Below are 17,556 nucleotides of genomic sequence, written 5' to 3'. Positions count from 1 at the left end.
TAAATATTCACTACTCATTCGGGGCTGGTGATTGTTTTGGAAATAGTGATAAATGCTGCTTGTTGCGTTGTTGTTGAAATTAAAGTAATGATACCAATAGATGTACGGACGCACCGGCCATTTTTGTGATGAAAATCATCATTTATCTCTGCTGAATTGGTGGTTATCTGCACAAAACATTGCGGAATTGTATAACTCAATCATTTACACCCGTGGTCAAACCGTCTAAGTTACTCGCGGGTTATTCCAAAAAAATGCAAAAAACCCGCCCGGATCGCTGGTTTCGCTGCCTCATGGGTTGAGCAAATATTGCCCAAGGTAACAACCGGCATCTGCGGCTGATTTACGGACGAATTATTTGGGACGGATGTCCCCCGCAGAGGTAAACATGTCCTTGCTCGAAGTAAAGAACTTGCGGATCGAGTATCCCTCCCGCTACGGGGTGCTGGCCGCGGTGAAGGATCTCTCTTTCTCTATCGAAAAGGGTGAGATTGTCGGGGTGGTCGGTGAATCCGGCGCCGGCAAGTCCACCATCGGCAACGCCGTTATCGATCTCCTGAGCCCGCCGGGTCGCATCGCCCGCGGTGATATCTATCTCAATGGCGAGCTCATCTCCGGCAAGAGCCAGAACGAGATGCGGGCCATCCGTGGCTCCCGTATCGGGTTCATCTTCCAGGACCCCATGACCTCCCTCAACCCGCTGTTCACCGTTGAGCATCAGCTGGTGGAGACCATTCTGGCCAATACCGACCTTTCTCGCGAAGCCACTTTTGCCAAGGCATTGGAGCTGATGGGGGCAGTGGGGATCCCGAGTCCGGAGCTGCGCATCAAGCAGTACCCACACCAGTTCTCCGGTGGCATGCGTCAGCGGGTGGTTATCGCCATTGCGCTCTCCTGCGATCCTGAGCTGATCATCGCCGATGAGCCGACCACGGCGCTCGACGTCTCCATTCAGGATCAGATCCTCCAGCTTATCCGCGCCCTCTGCAAAGAGCGTCAGGTGGGCTGCATGCTGGTGACCCACGACATGGGCGTAGTCTCCAACGTTACCGACAAGGTGGCGGTGATGTATCGCGGCGATCTGGTGGAGTTCGGCCTGACCGAACAGGTGCTGGGCAGCCCCAATCACCCCTATACCCGCAGCCTCATCTCGGCGGTACCCCGCTCCGATGTGAAGCTGGTGCGCTTCCCGCTGGTTTCCTATATCGAGGATGCCAGTGCGCCGGATACCAATATTGACCTCAAGACCCACTGGCTCGGCCAGAGTCAGGACGAGCGTGCCTATGAAGGGGCGCTGCTGCGGGTGGAGAACGTCGATCTGAAGTTCGTCACCAAGGACTCCATCTTCCCGAGCCGCCGCCAGTATGTGCGCGCCTGCAACAACATCAGCTTCGAGATCTTCGAGGGGGAGACCTTCGGTCTGGTGGGGGAATCGGGCTCCGGCAAATCGACCATTGCCCGCGCCATCACCGGTCTCTATCCGCCTGATACCGGCAAGATTTTCTTCGAGGGGATCGATCTGACCGCCCTCAAGAGCGAGCGCGAGCGTCGCCCGCTGCGTCGCCAGATGCAGATGGTGTTTCAGAACCCCTATTCCTCGATGAACCCGCGGATGAAGGTACGCGACATCATTGCCGAGCCGATCCGCTTCCATCAGTTGGCGAGCAGCGAGAGCCAGATTGAGGGGATTGTCGGCGATCTGCTGGATCACGTGGGTCTCGGTCGTGGTGCCGGGGTCAAGTATCCCCACGAGTTCTCCGGCGGTCAGCGCCAGCGTATCTCCATTGCACGCGCCCTGGCCACTCGCCCGCGCTTCCTCATCTGCGACGAGCCGACCTCGGCGCTGGATGTGTCGGTGCAGGCCCAGATCCTCAACTTGCTCAAGGATCTGCAGCAGGAGCTCAAGCTCACCATGCTGTTTATCAGCCACGATCTGCCGGTGATCCGCCAGATGTGCGACCGCATCGGGGTGATGCAGCACGGTCATCTGGTGGAGGTGGCCGAGACCGAGAAACTCTTTACCAATGCCGAGCATGAGTACAGCCGCAAGCTGATCTCCCTCATGCCGGAGTTCAAGGGAATGTCCCGCGAGGGGCTGGAAATCGCAAGCTAGGAGAGCGCCGGTGCGCCGGTCTGCTTGTCAAAAAAAGTGTCATAAGAAAGCCAAAAGCATGGAGAACAAGATGAAGAAAGGATTGTCCAAGATTGCCCTGGCGCTGTTTGCCGCCGGTTTCGCCTTCAGTGTCTCAGCCGCTGATATCAAGGTGGGTGTCGCTTCTGACGCCACTTCGCTGGATCCACAGGAGCAGCTCTCCGGTCAGACCCTGGAGATGTCGCACCTGGTATTCGATCCCCTGATGCGTTACACCCAGGATCTGAAATTCGAGCCCCGTCTGGCCGAGAAGTTCGAGCGTGTCGATGACAAGACTGTCCGCTTCCACCTGCGCAAAGGGGTCAAGTTCCACTCCGGTAACGACTTCACCGCTGACGACGTGGTGTGGACCGTCAACCGCCTGAAATCCTCCGTCGACTTCAAGGCGATCTTCGATCCCATCAGCGAAGTGAAGAAAGTCGATGACTACACCGTCGATCTGATCACCGCCAAGCCCTTCCCGCTGGTGCTGCAGACCGTCACCTACATCTTCCCGATGGACTCCAAGTTCTATACCGGCAAGACCGAAGCGGGCAAAGACAAGGCCGAGATTGTCAAAAACGGCGACTCCTACGCCTCTACCCACGTCTCCGGTACTGGCCCGTTCACCGTCAAGTTCCGCGAGCAGGGTGTGAAGCTGGATTATGCCCGCAACGCCAACTACTGGGACAAGGCCTCCAAGGGTAACGTCGAGAACCTGACCGTGGTGCCGATCAAGGAAGATGCGACCCGTGTTGCAGCCCTGCTGGGTGGCGACGTGGACATGATCTATCCGGTTGCGCCGAACGATCTGGAGCGTGTGAAGAATGGCAAGGACTCCCAGCTGGTCACCCTGTCCGGTACCCGCGCCATTATCATCGAGCTGAACCAGAACACCAACCCGGCACTGAAAGACAAGCGCGTGCGTCAGGCGATCAACTACGCCATCAACCAGGTGGGCATTGTCGAGAAGATCAACAAGGGCTTCGGTACCCCTGCTGGTCAGCTGAGCCCGAAAGGCTATGCCGGTCACAACGAGGCGCTGGTGCCCCAGTATGATCTGGCCAAGGCCAAGGAGCTGATGAAAGAGGCCGGTTACGAGAAAGGCTTCAAGATGACCTTCATCTCCCCGGCTGCCCGCTACGTCAACGACGTCAAGATTGCCCAGGCTGTCTCCGCCATGCTGGCCAAGATCAACATCAAGGTGGATCTGAAGACCATGCCGGTGGCCCAGTACTGGCCTGAGTTTGACAAGTGCGCCGCAGACATGCAGCTGATTGGCTGGCACTCCGACACTGAAGATACCGCGAACTTCTTCGAGTTCCTGACCTTCACCAAGGATGCCAAGACCGGTATGGGTCAGTACAACTGCGCCGGTTACGCCAACGCCGAAGCTGACAAGCTGGTGATGGATGCCAACGCCGAGACCGATCCTGCCAAGCGTGCCGAGATGCTGAAGAAGGTCGAAGCCATGCTGATCGAAGATGCTGCCTACGTGCCGTTGCACTGGGAAGATCTGGCCTATGGCGCCAAGAAGAACGTCGACATCAAGCCAGTGGTCAACGTGATGAACTTCCCTTACCTGGGTGACCTGGTGGTCAGCAAGTAAGAGAACGTCGCAAGGAAGGACGGGGCGGGGTGGTCAGCTGGCCACTCCGCCCACTAACAGAAGCCTGTGCCACGACACAGGCCACGTAGAAGGACAAGCATGTTTACATTCCTGCTGAAACGGTTCTATCAGGCCGTGATAGTGATGTTCGTCATCAGCCTGGTCGCCTTCTCCATCCAGGACAACCTGGGTGACCCGTTGCGTGAGCTGGTGGGACAATCCGTCTCCGAAGCCCAGCGTCACGAGTTGCGCGAGAAGATGGGCCTTAACGATCCCTTCCTCATCAAATACAGCCGCTTTCTGAAAAATGCGGTGCATGGGGATTTGGGCACCTCCTATTTCTTCAAGCGACCCGCTCTCGAGGTGATCCTCGACAAGCTGGTGGCTACCCTTGAGCTGGTTTTTGCTGCCGCGCTCATTATCGTGGTGGTTTCCATTCCACTCGGTGTCTATTCGGCGATCCGCCCGCGCAGCATTCCCACCAAGATCATCATGGCGGGGAGCAGCATCGGCATTTCGATCCCGGTATTTTTGACCGCCATCATGCTGATGTACCTCTTCTCCATCCAGCTGGGCTGGCTGCCGGCCTATGGCCGCGGCGAGACCCGTAACCTGCTGGGCTGGGAGTCGGGCTTCTTCACTTGGGATGGTATACTGCACCTGATCCTGCCGGCGGTGTCGCTCTCTTCCATCATGCTGCCGCTGTTTATCCGGTTGGTGCGCTCCGAGATGCTGGAGCAGCTCTCCTCCGAATACGTCAAGTTCGCCCGAGCCAAGGGGCTGGACAACAACAAGGTCTACTATCAGCACGCTCTGAAGAACACCATGCTGCCGGTCATTACCGTCGGCGGGGTGCAAATCGGCACCATGGTGGCCTACACCATTCTGACCGAGAGTGTGTTCCAGTGGCCGGGTACCGGCTTCCTGTTCCTTGAGGCGATCCACCGGGTCGATACGCCCCTCATCACCGCCTACGTCATCTTCGTGGGACTGATCTTCGTGGTGACCAATACCCTGGTCGACCTGCTCTACGGGTTGATTAACCCGACCGTTAACCTGACTGCCAAGGGGTAAGCATGAGTAACGCTGTAACTGCAAGCCCAAGCCGTTGGGCACGATTCAAGAACTCTGACATCGTCTACTACTTCCTGCGGGACAAGGTAGCCATGTTCAGCTTTGCGGTGTTCATGGTGTTCGTGCTGGCGGCGCTGCTGGCGCCCTGGCTCGCCCCGCACAACGTCTATGACCAGACCAGTTTTGATCTGATGGATGCCGAGTTGCCCCCCTCCTGGCTCGAAGGTGGCGAGGAGCGCTTCTGGCTCGGTACCGACAACCAGGGGCGGGATATCTGGAGCACCATTCTCTATGGCGCCCGTATCTCCCTCACCATCGGCCTGTTTGCGGTGGCGCTGCAACTGGTGCTCGGTATCGTCATTGGTCTGATTGCCGGTTATTTCGGTGGCCGCATCGACAACCTGCTGATGCGCTTTGCCGATGTGCAGCTGTCGTTCTCCACCATGATGGTGGCGATCATCATCTCCGCTATCTTTCAGGCAACCTTTGGCTCCGAGTTCTACTCGAAGTTCGCCATCATGATGCTGGTGGTGATCATCGGTATCGCCGAGTGGCCGCAGTACGCCCGTACCGTGCGCGCCTCTGTGCTGGCGGAGAAGAAGAAGGAGTATGTGGAAGCGGCCAAGGTGATGGGGTTCCGCGCCCCGCGCATCATGTTCCGCCACATTCTGCCCAACTGTTTGTCGCCCATTCTGGTCATCTCCACTGTGCAGGTGGCCAACGCCATCATGAGTGAAGCTGCGCTTTCCTTCCTTGGTCTGGGGATGCCGGTTGATCAGCCCTCGCTCGGTTCGCTTATCAGCGTCGGCTTCAACTACATCTTCTCCGGCTCCTGGTGGATCACCGCCTTCCCGGGTATCTGTCTGGTGGTGCTGGTGCTGGTCATCAACCTGCTGGGTGACTGGTTGCGGGATGTGTTTAACCCCAAGATCTACAAAGGTTAACGCGGGCCGACTCTGAGGCGCCGAGTCGCAGTTGTCAGGCCATTTGGATGAAAAAAATCCGAAACCGGTTTTGCCGGTTTCGGATTTTTATTGGTCTTGAGCAGATAGCTTGTTGATTGCACACCCATCAATAGTGCGGCGGCGGGGTCTCTTCGGCCATGCTGGCAATCTGGCTGGGTTGTACGCTTTGCAGTTTGTCGATCAGCAGCTGGATCTGGTATTTGAGCCGATCGAGTTCACGGCCCTGGGTGGTTACCTCGTCGTTGAGCTGCTCTATGGTGTACTCCGCATAGGCGAGACGAGTTTCCAGGGTTTCGATGCGATCGTTAAGTTGCTGACTCATGGGCCTTCGGGTCCTTACTTGATTGTCCAGATTTCGGCCAGACCACTGGAGCTGGCACTGACAAGGTGGCTATTGTCGCGCAAAGCGACGCCGTAGACCACTGCGCTGGGCGGTTTCACCTTGGGTTGCGGCGAGACGCGCCAGCTCTGCAGCAGGGCACCATCGCTCACTTGCCACAGGGAGAGCTGACGGGAAGGGGCGCCGGTGATGAGCCACTTGCCATCGTTGGCAAAGCGGGCGCTGGTGTAGACCTCGAAGCGGTGATCATATTGCAGCTGACTCACCTCCTTGCCGGTTTTCAGATCCCAGATGCTGGCCCGGCTGCTGTCGGCGGTGAAGGCGTAGCGGCCGCTCGGCTCCAGTCTGGCCATGATCACCCGGCCACCATGGTTGAAGCGCCAAATTACCTGCCCGCTGCGGGTATCCCACAGATAGGCGCTATAGTCGTTGCCGCCGGTCAGGGCGTAACGACCGTTGGCGGAGAGATCCACCGTATTGACCTGTTCGGTGTGCCCCAGAAACTGCAGACGACGGCCGCTTCGGGTATCGAGCCACTCGGCCTTGCCATCTTCCCGACCTATCAGCACATAACGACCGTCGGCCGAGAGCGCGATGTCCCTCAGCCTGGATTCAGGAAGTGAGTAGTAGCCTTGTGATTGCCCGTCGTTCAGCCGCCAGGTAGCAAAGGTGTCTGGGGTGGCGGTGACGGCATGGCTGTTGCCTTCGGAAAAACGGGTAATGAATACCAGATCTTCCGCCGAGTCGGATTGCTTCCAGCGCCAGCGTTGACGGTTCTGTTCCAGATCCCAGACGATGATGCCCTGGCTGATGCTGGAGACGATGGCCTGCTTGCCATCACTGGAGAGATCTGCGGTCAGCAGACCCGTGCTGGCGAGGGTCATTTGCTGGTTGGGTTGGGAGCTTTGCTCGCAACCGGTGAGCATTAAACAGAGGCTCACCAGATAAATGGCACTTTTTATCATTTTTGCGGTCTCACGCTTTTGTTACCTGCGATCACGGCGTTAGTATAAGGCGCTTATCACGATAAACCTCTCATTTCACGATGGAACCGAGAGCGGTATTTGGAGTTTGGAGAAACTGATGAACAAATTTCTGAAGGTGTCCCTGTTGGCGGCGGCCGTTGCCGTCGGTCTGACTGCTTGCCAAAAAGACGAGAAGCCTGCTGCGGCCAATACCGCCGAAGTGAAGGCAGAAGCCAGCAAGCCGGCAGAGGCGACCAAGGCCGAAGCCAAGAGCTTTGAAGAGCAATCTGGCTACGCAATTGGCCTCTCCATGGGTCGTTACATCGCCAATACCCTGGAGCGTCAGCAGGAACTGGGCATCAAACTGGACAACGCCGTGATCCTGAAAGGGGTGACTGACGGTCTGGGCAAAGAAGCCAAGATGACTGATGAAGAGATCCAGAAGGTACTGCAGGATTACGACGCCAAGATCAACGAGCTGACCAAGGCCAAGGCCGAGAAAGACGCCGTTGAGAATCTGAAGAAGGGCGAAGAGTTCCTGGCTGCCAACGCCAAGAAAGAGGGTGTTAAGAGCACTGAATCCGGCCTACAGTACGTGGTCGAGAAGATGGGCACTGGCGCCAAGCCGAAATCTACCGATATCGTCAAGGTTCACTATACCGGTACCCTGACCGACGGCACCAAGTTCGACAGCTCCGTCGATCGCGGCGAGCCGGCTACCTTCCCGCTCAATCAGGTTATCCCGGGTTGGACTGAAGGTGTTCAGCTGATGCCGGTTGGTTCCAAGTTCAAGTTCTTCCTGCCGTCCAAGCTGGCCTATGGCGAGCACGGTGCAGGCTCCATCCCGGCGAATGCCGTACTGGTGTTTGACGTTGAGCTGCTGGCTATCGAGAAGCCGACTACAGACGATGCCAAGAAGTAATCTTTTCTTGTAGTGAAAAACGGCTCCTTAAGGAGCCGTTTTTACTTGTGTATTCCCTGCAATCGCGGGATAACAGAGCTGTCTTGGCGTTGGGTTTGCGCGCGAAAATAAGGCAAAATAGATCGCAGAATCAAATACAAGGATGAGTCCAGTGGCTGAAAATAAATCGCGTGTCCTGCTGGTGGAAGATACCCGTAGTCTGGCGGTGGTCTATGAACAGTACCTGCGCCAGGAGGGGTATGAGGTGGTGCTGGCCGACTGTGGTCAGCAGGCGTTGGTGCAGTTGCTGGCAAGTCCTCCCCCCGTAGTGCTGCTGGATCTGGAGTTGCCGGATATGTCCGGTATGGATATTCTGCAAATGATCACCGAACAGCAGTTGCCTTGCTCTGTGGTAGTGATCACCGCCCACGGCTCGGTGGATGTGGCGGTGGAGGCGATGCGCCTCGGTGCCTTCGATTTTCTGACCAAGCCGTTTGACAGCAAGCGGCTCTGCGCCACCGTTCGCAATGCCTTGAAACACCAGCAGTTGAGCTCGCTGGTTGCCCACTATAGGGAAAACTTCGAGCGTAGCTCCTTCTTCGGTTTTATCGGTGCCTCCATGTCGATGCAGGCGGTCTATCGCATCATCGAGAGCGCGGCGCCCAGTAAGGCGACCGTCTTTATCACTGGCGAGAGCGGCACCGGCAAAGAGGTGTGTGCCGAGGCGATTCACCAGTGCAGTCCCCGCAGCGAACAGCCCTTTATCGCCCTCAACTGCGCCGCCATTCCCCATGATTTGATGGAGAGCGAGATCTTCGGTCATGTGAAGGGCTCTTTTACTGGCGCCCAGGGGGATCGCAAGGGGGCGGCCAGTCTGGCCGATGGCGGTACCCTGTTTCTCGACGAGATCTGCGAGATGGACCTGGATCTGCAGAGCAAGCTGCTGCGCTTTATCCAGACCGGCACAGTGCAGCGAGTCGGCAGCGGCAAGCTCGAGACGGTGGATGTGCGCTTTATCTGCGCCACCAACCGGGATCCGCTGGTGGAGGTGAAAGCAGGCCGTTTTCGCGAGGATCTCTACTATCGGCTCCACGTCATTCCCCTCACCCTGCCGCCGCTGCGGGAGCGGGGCGAGGATATCCTGCTGCTGGCGCGTACCCTGCTGCAGAGCTACGCCAAGGAGGAGAACAAACGCTTCAAGGATTTTGATGTCGAGGCTGCGCGAGTGCTGCTCGACTACCCCTGGCCCGGCAACGTACGCGAGTTGCAAAACGTGGTGCGCAATATCGTGGTGCTCAATGACAAGGAGTTGGTGAGCCCGGATATTCTGCCGCCACCACTCAATGGAGTTCGTCCCCAGTTGCCGGCTGCGATTGCGGCAGCGGTGACATCGGCTCCGGCCACCACCGGGGTGGCTAACGGGCCAATTCGTCCGCTCTGGCTGGTGGAGAAAGAGGTGATTGAACAGGCCATCGCCAGCTGTGATGGCAATATTCCCAAGGCGGCGGCCCTGCTCGAGATCAGCCCCTCCACCATTTACCGTAAAAAGCAGGGGTGGGAGGAGTCCAATCGGGCCTGAACCATCTTGCCCGCAGAAAGGGCGGCTAGCGTGCCGCCTTTGCTATTTGGGGGATCAGAGTTTGGCGAGGCGCTTGAGGCGGGCCAGTCGCTCCCCCTCGTTGGCGCTGAACCAGCGGTCCTGTGACAGCAGAAACCAGGCGCGGGAGAAGTATTCCGCGGCCAGCGGATCGTCGAGTACCAAGGCATTCTCCCCCAGCTCCTCGAACAGATAACCATCCTCAGGTTTGCCAGCCTCGGCCATATCGGCCTTGAGCTGGTGCAGCTCTGCCAGCGCCTGCTGGTGCTGACCCTGGGCCCGGGTCAGGCGAGCCAGACTCCAGCGAGCGATAAACGCCTTGGCCGGCTGGTTATGTTGCAGATGCCAGGCCAGACACTTCTGCTGCTGGATTTTCGCCTCATCAAAGCGGCCCAGTTCGAACAGGGTCCAGCCCTGATTGTTGTAAAGGGGGGCCAGCCAGCCACGCACCTTCTCGTCACTGCTGCGTTCCGCCAGCTCCATCGCCAGTTGATGCCAGCGGCTCTGCTCTTCCAGCGGTGCGGCGATGGCGATCATGTGAGCGGCGTCGATGGCGAGATAGGTCTCCTTCTCCTTGAGCCCCCATTGCCAGGCTTGTTCAAACAGCTGTTTGGCGCTGGCTTTGTCGCCCGCCGAGTTAAAGGTGCGGCCTCGCTCCAGCAGGGCCCTGATCCGCGCTCTGGGGGTTTTATCTGTGAGGCGAGGCTCTATCTCGTCGAGCAGCTGATGGGCTTCGGCAAACTGGCGCTGCAGTGAATGGGTGCGGGCAATTTGGGTCAGCAACTCCAGTTCGAGTTGCAGGTCGGCGGCGGCACGCGCTTCGGGAAGAAGGGTGTGAAAACGCAGGGCGCTGGCGGCGGGATCCTGATAATCCCACAACGCCATGAAATCGGGCGGATTGTCCATCTGGCCTCCTTGCTGGTTATCCTGTCACCAAGATGCCTGCAGGCCATTGTTTGTACAAGGGGTGCCCGTCACAGAGCGCCCCTTGCATCATGCTAACTGCTGTGGCCGGTTGGTCAGTAGACCATGGCCAGGCTCATCAGCATCAGACCGAGGGCGGCAAAGGCCCCCTCCTTGATGGCGAGCCTTGGCACCAGCGCCTTGGGCAGGGCCGGAAACAGGCTCAGGGCAAAGCCAAGGCCCGGCATCAACCAGTGGAATGCCGGATCGCGCAGGGTGGGATCGGCGGCTCCATTGATGATGATCAGCAAAATAAACAGGGTGAAGGCGGGGAGGATAAACCAGCGTACCCCGCCTGCGGCGACCGCCCGCAGCGGCGAAATGCGATAGAGCAGCATGGTCACAAGGAACAGAACAAAAGGGGCCAGCAGATAGAGCGGAGCGGGGTTCATAACATCTTTCCTGAAAACTGATCGTCAAAAAACAGGGAGTCCGGTGCAAGAGGCGCGGGATTTAATCACTCTTCGTAGGTAATCACCAGCAACCCGGGTCCGGGCTGTGAAGAGGATCCCGGATAAAGGTTTGCTAGCGCACTTTTAGTGCAACCAGAACCAGGCTGCAGCAAATCCCAGCCAGCTCAGCACCAGCAATATCCAGGGCAGGGGATGCTGATGGCTTACTTCAACCAGCTCCAGCTGATCGTCTTGTTCTTCGGTTTGGGGCGCGCCCTGTGGCTGCCTGGCTTTGGCCTGCAATTTTTTCTGGCGGCTCGCTTCACGGGCCCGCGCCTTCATCTGCTTCTTGTACTCGTCGATGCCTTTCTGGATCCCTTGCGCGATAAGCTGGGTCTGTTCCTTGGTCTGCCCCGGCTTCTGGTTGGCACGGGCAATTTTCATCGCCTCCTGCTGGGTCTCGGGGGAAATCTTGTCGTACTTGGCCATCAAATCATCTCCTCGGGCATGGCTGGCTGGGGAGTATGCCATAAAGGCGCGTCCGGGTGGCGCCTCCTTGGTGCGGGAGGGGAGCAAGTGAGTGACTGCTCAACAAAAAACCTGATAAATCAGCAGGAAGCCGGATGTTGGGCCGAAGATCACAATTAGCAGAATTTGTGAGTCATCGATGAAAAACGGTCATCTGTTGTTTGTTATATTGGCGCCCGACCCGCTGGACAGGGTTGATAAATAACAAAACAATCAAGGTGATATGGAAATGAATAATAACTTTATCAAAGGCGGCGTGGCACTGGCCGTGCTTGCTGCACTGACTGGCTGTAATACCTCGAGCAATGACACCGTTGCACCCTGCACCGAAAATGTCTGCAAACTGACCATCTTGCACACCAACGATACCCACGGCCGTTTCTGGCACAACGCTGAAAATGAGTATGGTATGGCTGCCCAGAAGACTCTGGTCGAGCAGCTGCGTGCCGATGCCAAGGCTGCTGGCAGTGACGTACTGGTTCTTTCCGGTGGTGATGTGAATACCGGCGTGCCGGAGTCCGATCTGCAGGATGCCGAGCCTGACTTCATGGCGATGAACAACATTCGCTACGATGCCATGGCAGTGGGCAACCATGAATTCGACAACCCCCTCAGCGTGCTGGAGAAGCAGCGCAAGTGGGCCCAGTTCCCCATGCTCTCGGCCAACATCTATGACAAGGCCAGTGGCAAACACTACTTTGACCCCTACAAGGTGTTCAAGCTGGAGAGCGGTCTCAAGGTCGCCGTACTGGGCCTGACCACCGAGGATACCGCCCAGCTGGTGGATCCCAACAACGTGCAAACCCTGGAGTTCCGCGATCCGACCAGCGAGGCGGCCAAACTGGGCCAGCAGATCCGCAGCAACAAGGAGGCCAATCTGGTCTTCGCCATCACTCACATGGGCCATTACGAGAATGGCCAGCACGGCAGCAATGCGCCGGGCGATGTAGAGATGGCTCGTGCACTGCCGGCAGGGACTCTGGATGCCATCATTGGTGGCCACTCCCAGAATCCGGTCTGTATGGAACCGGGTACCACCAACAAGTACGCCAATTTCAAACCGGGTGATAACTGCCAACCGGACCAGCAAAACGGCACCTGGATCATGCAGGCCCACGAGTGGGGCAAGTATGTGGGCCGTGCCCAGTTTGAGTACCAGAATGGCAAGTTGACCCTGACCAGCTATGACCTGATCCCGGTCAACCTGATCAAGCGCAACGCCAAGGGCGAGGCGATCGATGCCAACGGCGCCGTAACCAAGGATCCGGCCAAGATGCAGTTCGTACAGGACGAGATCACCAAGGATCCCGAGCTGTATAACACCCTGCTGGGTTATCAGGAGAAAGGTCAGCAAGAGCTGAATGTCGTCATTGGCTCGGCAGATGGCTTGCTGGTTGGTGATCGCAACTCGGTTCGCAACAAGCAGACCAACCTGGGTCGCCTCATCACCACGGCGACCAGCAGCAAGCTGGGTGTCGACTTTGGTATCGTCAACTCAGGCGGCGTCCGTGACAGCATCCCGGCCGGTGATATCACTTACCGCAGCGTGCTGCTGGTGCACCCGTTTGGCAACACGGTCAACAAGGCTGTCATGAAGGGAAGCGAGCTGGCGACCTATCTGGGCCAGGTGGCAAGCAAGACCCGCAATACCGGTGGTTATGCCCAGTTTGGCGGTATCAACATGGCGGTGGATTGCCAGGCCAAGAGCGTCAATATCACCAGTATCGGTGGCAAGGCGTTTGATCCGGCAGCAACCTACAGCTTCGCGATCCCGAGCTTCAGCGCCTCCGGTGGTGATGGCTATCCGAAGATCGATACCATCAATGCCGGTTTGGTGGATGCAGCCGTGCTGAAGGAGTACATCGAGATCAAGAAGACCATCAACGTGGCCGATTATCAGCCAGGCAATGAGGTGAGCTACCTGAACTCAACGTCTACCGAAGGATGTAACTAAGCGCTGTCGATTCGGTATCGTCACAGCAGTAGTCACACTCTGCTGTCTTCTTAAAAAAATCCCCAGGCATTACCTGGGGATTTTTTCGAACCGTTACTGAATTTTCCTGTCTATTGCATCACATCGTGTCTCGTCAGGCTTGCAGCCAGCTTTCGATGCTGCGCTGGATGCCTGCATTGTCCAGACCGAGCAGGGCATAGATCTCCTGCTGGGTACCCTGTTCCACGAAGCGATCCGGCAAGCCAAGGTTGAGCACCGGCTTGCACTGTTTGCTGCGCATCAGCAGTTCGTTCACCGCTGAACCGGCGCCGCCCATGATGGCGTTGTCTTCGATGGTGACGAACTGATCGTGGCTGGCCGCCAGCGACAGCACCAGCGCCTCATCCATCGGTTTGACAAAGCGCATGTCCACCAGAGTGGCATCCAGTGCCTCTGCGGCCGCTTTCGCGTGGTGCAGCAGGGTACCAAAGGCCAGAATGGCAGTGCCTTTGCCCTCTCGAATAATGCGTCCCTTGCCAAGCGCCAGCGCCTGCATCTCTGACGAGATGGGGGCGTCGCTCAGGCTGCTGCCGCGCGGATAGCGCACTGCGGCAGGGCCCTGATGGAGATAGCCGGTATAGAGCATCTGGCGGCACTCGTTCTCATCAGATGGCGTCATCACCACCATGTTGGGCACGGTGCGCAGGAAGCTGATGTCGAACGCCCCCTGATGGGTCGGGCCATCGGCGCCCACCAGACCGGCCCGGTCGATGGCGAACAGCACCGGCAGATCTTGCAGCGCTACGTCGTGGATCACCTGATCGTAGGCGCGCTGCAGGAAGCTCGAATAGATGGCCACCACCGGCTTCTTGTCGGCGATGGCAAGACCCGCGGCGAAAGTGACCGCATGCTGCTCGGCAATGGCCACATCGAAGTAGCGATCCGGATATTGCTGGCTGAATTTTACCAGCCCCGAGCCTTCGCGCATGGCGGGGGTGATGCCGACCAGCTTTTCGTCTTTGGCGGCCATGTCGCACAGCCATTGGCCAAAGATGGCGGAGAAGGTGGGTTTGGCGCTGCTCGCCTTGGGCAGGGCGCACTCGTCCGGATTGAACTTGGGCACGGCATGATAACCGATAGGGTCTTTCTCCGCCGGCTCGTAACCCTTGCCCTTCTTGGTTTTGACGTGCAGCAGCTGAGGCCCCTTGAGGTTGCGCATGTTGCGCAGGGTCTCGACCAGCGCCTCGATATCGTGACCGTCGATGGGGCCGATATAGTTGAAGCCGAACTCCTCGAACAGGGTGCCGGGCACCACCATCCCCTTGAGGTGCTCTTCAGCCCGCTTGGCCAGCTCCTTGACCGGCGGCAGACCCGCCAGCACCTTCTTGCCGCCTTCGCGGATGGTGGTGTAGAGCTTGCCTGACATGACCCGGGCCAGATGGTTGTTGAGCGCCCCGACATTCTCGGAGATGGACATCTCGTTGTCGTTGAGGATCACCAGCATATCCTTGTGGACATCGCCGGCGTGATTGAGCGCTTCAAACGCCATCCCGGCGGTAATGGCACCATCCCCGATCACCGCAACAACTTTGCGGCCGAGTCCTTCGCTCTCGGCGGCGACCGCCATGCCAAGCGCTGCACCGATGGAGGTGCTGGAGTGGCCGACGGAGAGCACGTCGTACTCGCTCTCGCCGCGCCAGGGGAAGGGGTGCAGACCATCCTTCTGCCGGATGGTGTGGATCTGATCACGGCGCCCGGTCAGGATCTTGTGGGGATAGGCCTGATGGCCCACGTCCCAGATCAACCGATCGAACGGGGTGTTGTAGACGTAGTGCAGGGCCACGGTCAATTCGACCGTGCCGAGACCGGAGGCAAAGTGTCCGCTGGAGCGGCTGACAGAGCGCAGCAGATATTCGCGCAGCTCGTTGCACAGCACCGGCAGCCGATCTTTGGGCAAGGAACGCAGCTCGACCGGAGTGTCCGCGAGGGCCAGGTTGGGGAAATTGCTAATATCAACGCTCATATTGTTACTGTTATCCAGCGTTTAGTGGGTTCGCTCGATGATGTAATCGGCAAACGCTTCCAGAATGTCGGTATTGTAGGGCAAGGATTGCAGGGCTGTTAAGGCTTTCCCATGCAGTTCGCGAGCCAGCTCACGGGCATTTTCGAGTCCGAGCAGGGCCGGATAGGTACTTTTCTCCAGCGCCAGGTCAGAACCTTGTGGCTTGCCTAGGGTGGCGGTATCACCTGTGATGTCGAGGATGTCATCCTGCACCTGAAAGGCGAGGCCAATCGCGGCGGCATAGGTTTGCAGTGCAGCCAGCGTGGCGTCATCGACATCGGCTTTGCACAGGGCGCCGAGCGCCACGGCGCATTCAATCAGCGCTCCTGTCTTGTGGCGGTGTACCTGCTCCAGCTCGGCGAGCGAGATCTGGCGCCCTTCGGCCTGCAGGTCCAGCGCCTGGCCGCCACACATACCGAGATAGCCGGAGGCGCGGGCGAGGGTACTCAGCATCCGCACCCGGTTGGCCATCAAGGAGTCAGGCATGGGGTGATCGGCCAGAATGGAGAACGCCAGGGTCTGCAGCGCATCACCGGCCAGAATGGCGGTTCCTTCGTCAAACGCCTTGTGAACGGTTGGCTGACCACGACGCAGGTCGTCGTTATCCATGGCGGGCAGGTCATCGTGCAGCAGGGAGTAGGCGTGGATGCACTCCACGGCAGCCGCAGGGCCATCCAGCAGTTCGCTCTTGACGCCCAGCATCTCGCCGACCGCGTAGACCAGAAACGGGCGAACCCGCTTGCCGCCCAGCAGCAGGCCATAACTCATGGCATCGCGCAGACGCGGCGCCATGGCGGGCAAGGATTCAAGTTGTGCTGACAGACAGTCGTCAATACGCTGACGATGCAGACGGGAAAAATGGTCCAGCGCCACTCACTCCTCTCCTTGTTCTGGCTGGAAGGGGGCGAGCTGGTCACTGCCATCGGCTTGACTGAGCAGGATCTGGATCTTCTGTTCGGCCAGTTCCAGCTTCTGCTGACCGGCCCGTACCAGATGAACGCCCTGCTCGAACTGCTTGAGTGCCTCTTCCAGGGGTAGGGAACCTTGTTCCAGCTGATGAACGATGGTTTCCAGCTCTTCCAGAGTGGCATCAAAACTCAGACGGTCGATTTTTTTACTGGCCATGTCCATCCTCGGGGATTGAAAAAAACGGCTTATATTAACATCGACCGTCCACAGGGGGGAGGCAGAAAAGCATTGCCCCCTCAAACTCTCGCTAAACTGGCCGATAATGAGCCATCATTCTCAGTGGATGCATGCTTGCCGCATGGGTCGCAATAGCAGAAAATTCAACAGACTATAAATAGACATAAGAACCGGTGACAGGAGTAGGGACGTGGATCTAGGCAGTCTGATAGGGATAGTGCTGGGTTTCGGGGTGGTGGTGTACGGCATGCTGCTGGGTGGCCCCATGAGCATGTATGTTGATATGCCATCGGTCTACATCACTGTATTGGGCTCAATCTTCATCGCCATGATGAAGTTCAACCTTGGCCAGTTCCTGATGGCATTCAAGGTGGCGGGCAAAGCCTTTATGTACAAGGGCGACAAGCTTGAAGACCTGATTACCAAAGCCGTTGAACTGGCTGACGCGGCTCGCAAAGGGGGCTTTTTGGCGCTGGAGGCCGCAGAGATCCCCAATGCATTTATGAAAAAAGGGATCGACATGCTGGTGGATGGTCACGATGCCGAAGTGGTGCGTGCCGTAATGGAAAAGGATATCGACCTGACAGCCGAGCGCCATGTCATTGCCATCAAGGTCTTCCGTACCCTTGGGGATCTGGGCCCTGCCATGGGGATGATAGGTACGTTGGTGGGCTTGGTGGCCATGCTGGCCAACATGAGTGACCCCAAGTCGATCGGGCCGGCGATGGCGGTGGCCTTGCTTACCACCCTGTACGGTGCGATAGAGGCCAATATGTTGGCGATCCCGATTGCCGACAAGCTGGAGCTGCGCAGCGGGGAGGAGAAGCTCAGTCGTACCCTGATCCTTGATGCCATTATGGGGATTCAGGATGGCCAGAACCCGCGGGTGATCCAGTCCATGCTGCAAAACTATCTGAACCAGTCCAAACGTAATACTGGCACCGAATAGG

16 protein-coding genes are annotated in these 17,556 nt (G+C 57.9%); 8 read left to right on the top strand and 8 right to left on the bottom strand.

Annotated features, from left to right (window positions below; translation table 11 throughout):
• The first annotated feature begins 388 nt into the window (after positions 1-388).
• The 4 genes from BN1139_RS14080 (at position 389) to BN1139_RS14065 (ending at position 5,758) form a co-directional block, all read left to right on the top strand.
• A complete protein-coding gene (locus BN1139_RS14080; protein ID WP_013724073.1) occupies positions 389-2,113 on the top strand; it encodes a dipeptide ABC transporter ATP-binding protein in 1,725 nt (574 codons plus the stop codon).
• Between the two features lie 70 nt (positions 2,114-2,183).
• Positions 2,184-3,740: an ABC transporter substrate-binding protein gene (locus BN1139_RS14075; RefSeq protein ID WP_005349513.1), complete on the top strand. Its 1,557-nt coding sequence runs from the start codon at positions 2,184-2,186 to the stop codon at positions 3,738-3,740.
• 99 nt (positions 3,741-3,839) lie between these two features.
• Positions 3,840-4,814 (top strand): ABC transporter permease, encoded by a 975-nt coding sequence (locus tag BN1139_RS14070; protein WP_005349514.1) that lies wholly within the window; start codon positions 3,840-3,842, stop codon positions 4,812-4,814.
• 2 nt (positions 4,815-4,816) lie between these two features.
• Positions 4,817-5,758: an ABC transporter permease gene (locus BN1139_RS14065; protein WP_005349515.1), complete on the top strand. Its 942-nt coding sequence runs from the start codon at positions 4,817-4,819 to the stop codon at positions 5,756-5,758.
• A 127-nt stretch (positions 5,759-5,885) separates the two neighbouring features.
• Here BN1139_RS14065 and BN1139_RS14060 read toward each other — a convergent pair whose 3' ends face one another.
• Both BN1139_RS14060 and BN1139_RS14055 read right to left on the bottom strand, forming a co-directional pair.
• Positions 5,886-6,101: a SlyX family protein gene (locus BN1139_RS14060; protein WP_005335285.1), complete on the bottom strand. Its 216-nt coding sequence runs from the start codon at positions 6,099-6,101 to the stop codon at positions 5,886-5,888.
• A gap of 14 nt (positions 6,102-6,115) precedes the next feature.
• Positions 6,116-7,084: a WD40 repeat domain-containing protein gene (locus BN1139_RS14055; protein ID WP_005349516.1), complete on the bottom strand. Its 969-nt coding sequence runs from the start codon at positions 7,082-7,084 to the stop codon at positions 6,116-6,118.
• A 118-nt stretch (positions 7,085-7,202) separates the two neighbouring features.
• On the opposite strand from BN1139_RS14055, the gene fkpA reads away from it, so the two are divergent.
• Both fkpA and BN1139_RS14045 read left to right on the top strand, forming a co-directional pair.
• The gene (gene fkpA / locus BN1139_RS14050) at positions 7,203-8,006 is read left to right on the top strand and encodes an FKBP-type peptidyl-prolyl cis-trans isomerase (RefSeq protein WP_005349517.1); all 804 of its coding nucleotides are present in this window, start codon (positions 7,203-7,205) and stop codon (positions 8,004-8,006) included.
• Between the two features lie 151 nt (positions 8,007-8,157).
• Complete coding sequence (locus BN1139_RS14045; RefSeq protein ID WP_005349518.1) at positions 8,158-9,564, top strand: sigma-54-dependent transcriptional regulator; 1,407 nt, start codon at positions 8,158-8,160, stop codon at positions 9,562-9,564.
• Positions 9,565-9,618: 54 nt separating this feature from the next.
• On the opposite strand, the gene BN1139_RS14040 is transcribed toward BN1139_RS14045, so the two are convergent.
• The 3 genes from BN1139_RS14040 to BN1139_RS14030 form a co-directional block, all read right to left on the bottom strand.
• The gene (locus BN1139_RS14040) at positions 9,619-10,488 is read right to left on the bottom strand and encodes a tetratricopeptide repeat protein (RefSeq protein ID WP_005349519.1); all 870 of its coding nucleotides are present in this window, start codon (positions 10,486-10,488) and stop codon (positions 9,619-9,621) included.
• A gap of 113 nt (positions 10,489-10,601) precedes the next feature.
• A complete protein-coding gene (locus BN1139_RS14035; RefSeq protein ID WP_005335280.1) occupies positions 10,602-10,937 on the bottom strand; it encodes a hypothetical protein in 336 nt (111 codons plus the stop codon).
• 144 nt (positions 10,938-11,081) lie between these two features.
• Positions 11,082-11,426 (bottom strand): DUF2956 domain-containing protein, encoded by a 345-nt coding sequence (locus BN1139_RS14030; protein WP_005349520.1) that lies wholly within the window; start codon positions 11,424-11,426, stop codon positions 11,082-11,084.
• A gap of 268 nt (positions 11,427-11,694) precedes the next feature.
• Between BN1139_RS14030 and ushA the strand changes: the two genes are divergently transcribed.
• A complete protein-coding gene (gene ushA, locus BN1139_RS14025) occupies positions 11,695-13,419 on the top strand; it encodes a bifunctional UDP-sugar hydrolase/5'-nucleotidase UshA (protein WP_005349521.1) in 1,725 nt (574 codons plus the stop codon).
• A 133-nt stretch (positions 13,420-13,552) separates the two neighbouring features.
• On the opposite strand, the gene dxs is transcribed toward ushA, so the two are convergent.
• From dxs to xseB, 3 genes are read right to left on the bottom strand one after another with little or no spacing between them, the layout of a single operon-like run.
• Positions 13,553-15,421: a 1-deoxy-D-xylulose-5-phosphate synthase gene (gene dxs, locus BN1139_RS14020; RefSeq protein ID WP_005349522.1), complete on the bottom strand. Its 1,869-nt coding sequence runs from the start codon at positions 15,419-15,421 to the stop codon at positions 13,553-13,555.
• A gap of 21 nt (positions 15,422-15,442) precedes the next feature.
• Positions 15,443-16,333 (bottom strand): (2E,6E)-farnesyl diphosphate synthase, encoded by an 891-nt coding sequence (gene ispA / locus BN1139_RS14015; protein ID WP_005349523.1) that lies wholly within the window; start codon positions 16,331-16,333, stop codon positions 15,443-15,445.
• A complete protein-coding gene (xseB, locus tag BN1139_RS14010; protein WP_005338838.1) occupies positions 16,334-16,585 on the bottom strand; it encodes an exodeoxyribonuclease VII small subunit in 252 nt (83 codons plus the stop codon).
• Positions 16,586-16,796: 211 nt separating this feature from the next.
• On the opposite strand from xseB, the gene pomA reads away from it, so the two are divergent.
• Positions 16,797-17,555: a flagellar motor protein PomA gene (gene pomA / locus BN1139_RS14005; RefSeq protein WP_005349525.1), complete on the top strand. Its 759-nt coding sequence runs from the start codon at positions 16,797-16,799 to the stop codon at positions 17,553-17,555.
• The last annotated feature ends 1 nt before the right edge of the window (position 17,556 follow it).

Source organism: Aeromonas veronii bv. veronii, from assembly GCF_000820225.1.
GTDB classification, from domain to species: Bacteria; Pseudomonadota; Gammaproteobacteria; order Enterobacterales; family Aeromonadaceae; genus Aeromonas; species Aeromonas veronii.
The sequence above is the reverse complement of the archived record's forward strand: the minus strand, read 5'-3'. Positions and strand labels throughout refer to the sequence as shown.